Source organism: Holdemanella sp. (assembly GCF_056804935.1).
This window is the reverse complement of the sequence record NZ_DBMEXE010000156.1, coordinates 1-3,879: the sequence shown is the minus strand read 5'-3', so window position 1 is coordinate 3,879 and position 3,879 is coordinate 1. Positions and strand designations below refer to the sequence as shown.

Here is a 3,879-nt window from a genome sequence, read left to right as displayed (position 1 = left end):
GGCGGACACTCCAAAGGAGCTAATTTAGCACTTTACGCAGGTATATATACGCATAATTCAATTTTTTGTATCTACAATCATGATGGGCCTGGATTTCTTACACCTTATCAAACCGATAAGAAAGTATTTAAGACCATACCACAATCGAGTGTTATTGGACTCTTACTTGAAGAAACAAATAATTATCAAATCATCCAAAGTGATGCCATATCCATCCTTCAACATGATCCATTTACGTGGTGCGTTGAAAACGGTGATTTTATTTATCTAGAACAAAATGATCAACTATCCAAACATACACAATCCACACTATCAAAATGGCTTAAATCCATTGATGTCAATACACGCAAACAAGTTATTGATACCATTTACTCTATCTTTTCAGATTATGAAAACCCAAAGGATTTCAGACAGAATATCGATGTGATTGAGATGATCAAATCCATTCAGAATATGGATAGTCAAACGAAGAAAATGATTAGTGAAACCATTCAAGTCTTATTCAAATGCATCCAAAACGAAATCAAGCGAGGAAACTAAATTCCTCGCTTAAATAATATGTAGCTATAAATACATGGAATAATAGTCGCTACAAGAATCACAACAATGCCCATTGTCACATAACCAAGTAATCCAAGTACTATATATAAAATTCCAGCAATGACCATACAATAGCCACCCACACGATTTGACAACACCCAGTTTTCATCACTATTCAATGCCCATGAAGTTTTAATTCCAACCGCATAATTCCGTTTTACTTTTGGCAAATAATTTCCTAATACAATTAGTAATACACCCACTAGAATATTCATCACAAAACTAACATCAAAAGAATACCCCAAGCCAAAATAAATAATTGTCATACTTGTCACAATACAAACAACAGGACAAATCATAAATAGAATATTCATCATAAAATCTGGAATATTATTTCGCTTTGGATCTTTTACCGTCACAAAACAAGTAAATACATGAATTACCAAGCACAAGAATAACATACCAAATAAACCCATAAACTTAGGCATTGTTCCATTGACTTGTCCATTTACATCAAAATGGGTTGGCACAACATCCGGTAGTTGATTATAGAAAACTAGATTCAATACTAAAGGAATCACAAACAAAGCTAAACTAAACATAAACCATTTATTTTTCAACATCTTCATTCCCTCCAATAAAAGATTTAAAATAACACAACATCTCCTCAAAAACAGATGCGTTAATTTGATAAAAGATAAAATTTTTATCCTTCTCTTCACAAATCAAACCTGCATCCTTTAATAAGGATAAGTGATAAGAAACAGTTGCCTGAGACATATCAAAATGACTTGCGATATCTCCAGCTGACATCTTGCCTTTTTTTAATAAACTCAAAATGTCTCTTCGTACTGGAGCACCCAAAGCTTTAAATGTTTTTTCAAACAAAATACCACCACCTATTCACTATTTAGAAATATTTCTAAATAGATTATATACCTTTTAAATATAATTTCAATACTATTTAGAATTTTTTCTAAATAGATAATAAAAAGAATCAGGAAGACTACTCTCCCTGATACGTTGTATATTTTTGATATTCCTTTGTCGTTTCTTCGTCAAAACAATACAAACTGATCTTCATTGTATAATCACTATTCGCATCCAACCAATCCGCAATTGTCTTTAATACTAATGGCACTGCCTTTTCTACTGGATAGCCATAAACACCACATGAAATAGCTGGAAATGCGATTGTATGAATATCATTCTTACGAGCTAACGTTAAGCTATTCCAATAACAATCTCTTAACATATGCTCATCTTCATGTTGTCCTGAATAAATGGGTCCCACAGTATGAATTACATACTTTACCTTTAAATCATACCCTTTAGTAATCTTGGCCTGCCCTGTATGACAACCATTTAATAATTTACACTCTTCAAGTAACATGGGACCAGCCGCTCTATGAATAGCACCATCTACACCGCCGCCACCCAAAAGCGATTCATTCGCTGCATTGACAATACAATCTCCATCAAAAGTAGTAATATCTCCTTTTACTACTTTGATTTCACTCTCTAAATTCTTATTGTCTAAAATCATTTCAATTAAAACCTTTGGTAAAAAATATGAATCTTTCCAAGGATTTAATACAACCCCACTTACACCTTGTGTATCATGCACCATATGGAGTACATCCATCACACTTTGATTTAATGTTTTTGTAGCCTGACCCAAATCCACTTGAGCCTGTGTAGTAAAAGCTACAAATACATCTTGACCATCATCTAAAGATAATCTTCGATAGACTTTTTCACCATTCGCATCCCCGACAGGAATAATAAATTGTTTTTCTTCTTTTGCCAATTTACGAATATGCGAAAGAACCTCCATATTTTTTTCACGAGTCCCCTCTTGATATAATTCTTGAATCAATGTTTCTAATTTTTCCATACCTATTTCCTTACTACAAATGTCAAACTAAAAGGAAAAGCCCCAATCACATCTTGATAAATAGAGTCATCAATAAAGAATCCCTCTTTCATTGCACTTTCCTTTAACAGTGAATCTAACGAAATAAATTCTTCTTCGCTAATTTTAAAATCATTAAAACAATACCCATCATTAAAGCGTTGATAGTTAAATACTTCATCCATTAAATCCCAAGTACTTACTTCGCTACCATCTTCTAATGTATCCATATAGTTTAATAATTCATTTACGATTTCTTGTTGTCTTTCTTGTACCATAAAAATCACCTACACTTATTCTAACACAAAACGAAAAAGAGGCATCGCCTCTTAATCAATTTCTAAATATTCTTTGATTCTTTGAATCTGATTCAACCCATCCAAATATCCCATGTAGTAAAGATCAGCGAGTTTATCCACATCTCCCTCTACACGCGATACATTCACAGGCTTGCTTGGGGCAATCGTAAAGATTCTTCCCTCATTTTCAAGCCTTACTAATTCATCACACTGTCTATTGTAGTCACTATTCATCGATTCCAACTTCTGTTCTAAAGCGGGATATTCAGCATACAATCTTTTCGTCATTTTTTGAACCAAAGGATTAGTCTCACTCTTTCGATACTCTCTTTGACGTGTACGAACCACAATGATTTTCTCATAATCATGATCCAACGCCCATTGATACGCTATCTTATCGCTGCAGCCACCATCTAAATATAAACCATCTTCAATTTCAACCATCTTTGAAACATAAGGCATGGTTGCACTGGCTTGTACAGCTTTAAAAATATCCTGCGTTTTATTTTTACTAAAATATTCGGGCCTTCCCGTTTTACAATTTGTACATACCGCAATAAAATCACGCGTTGGATTCATAAAACGAGGTGTATTTAATGGATCAAAATATTGAGTTCCTTTCATCAAAAAATCAAATCCAATGATTCCTTTGTTGTTTTTAAAAGCTTCTAAACCAACATAACGAGAATCGTGGCGATACCCTAAATTAATTCTAGCACTACGACCAATTTGACCAGCCACATAGTTAAATCCGTTTAGTGCCCCTGCACTTGTACCTACTGTACACTGCATATTGATTTCAAACTGCATTAAAGCATCTAATACCCCTGATGTATATAAACCTCGAAAAGCTCCGCCTTCAAGTACAATACATCCTGGAACAATTTTATTTGAAGTATTTCCATTTGGAAGTTTGGATATTCCCGAAAAACGCTTATTATTTTTCTTCATTTTATCCCTCCTTCTTAGCTGAAAATTTTATACTCATTTTTTTAATTTGTCTACTTTTTTTGTTCATCCCAAAGCTTGTCAGCCATTGGCTTCCAGTTTTTTGCATATGGAACCGTCTTTTCCAATAAGACACATTTAATAAAACAGGATATAGACATCATTAATGTCAAATAG

General features: G+C 33.5%; 6 protein-coding genes. 1 reads left to right on the top strand and 5 read right to left on the bottom strand.

What is annotated here, in order from left to right:
* On the top strand, positions 1–540 hold a 540-nt coding region (locus ACZQCL_RS07275; protein WP_482482491.1), incomplete at its 5' end, for an Mbeg1-like protein.
* Here ACZQCL_RS07275 and ACZQCL_RS07270 read toward each other — a convergent pair.
* The 5 genes from ACZQCL_RS07270 to ACZQCL_RS07250 form a co-directional block, all read right to left on the bottom strand.
* On the bottom strand, positions 537–1,163 hold the full coding sequence (locus ACZQCL_RS07270; protein ID WP_288522690.1) for an SdpI family protein: 627 nt from the start codon (positions 1,161–1,163) through the stop codon (positions 537–539). The genes ACZQCL_RS07275 and ACZQCL_RS07270 overlap by 4 nt on opposite strands.
* Positions 1,150–1,428: an autorepressor SdpR family transcription factor gene (locus ACZQCL_RS07265; RefSeq protein WP_278464257.1), complete on the bottom strand. Its 279-nt coding sequence runs from the start codon at positions 1,426–1,428 to the stop codon at positions 1,150–1,152. The genes ACZQCL_RS07270 and ACZQCL_RS07265 overlap by 14 nt, the downstream gene beginning before the upstream one ends.
* A 118-nt stretch (positions 1,429–1,546) precedes the next feature.
* Positions 1,547–2,437: an O-acetyl-ADP-ribose deacetylase gene (locus ACZQCL_RS07260; protein ID WP_482482489.1), complete on the bottom strand. Its 891-nt coding sequence runs from the start codon at positions 2,435–2,437 to the stop codon at positions 1,547–1,549.
* 2 nt (positions 2,438–2,439) lie between these two features.
* The gene (locus tag ACZQCL_RS07255; protein ID WP_117923966.1) at positions 2,440–2,733 is read right to left on the bottom strand and encodes a hypothetical protein; all 294 of its coding nucleotides are present in this window, start codon (positions 2,731–2,733) and stop codon (positions 2,440–2,442) included.
* Between the two features lie 51 nt (positions 2,734–2,784).
* Positions 2,785–3,705 (bottom strand): patatin-like phospholipase family protein, encoded by a 921-nt coding sequence (locus ACZQCL_RS07250; RefSeq protein ID WP_288522693.1) that lies wholly within the window; start codon positions 3,703–3,705, stop codon positions 2,785–2,787.
* Between the last annotated feature and the right edge of the window lie 174 nt (positions 3,706–3,879).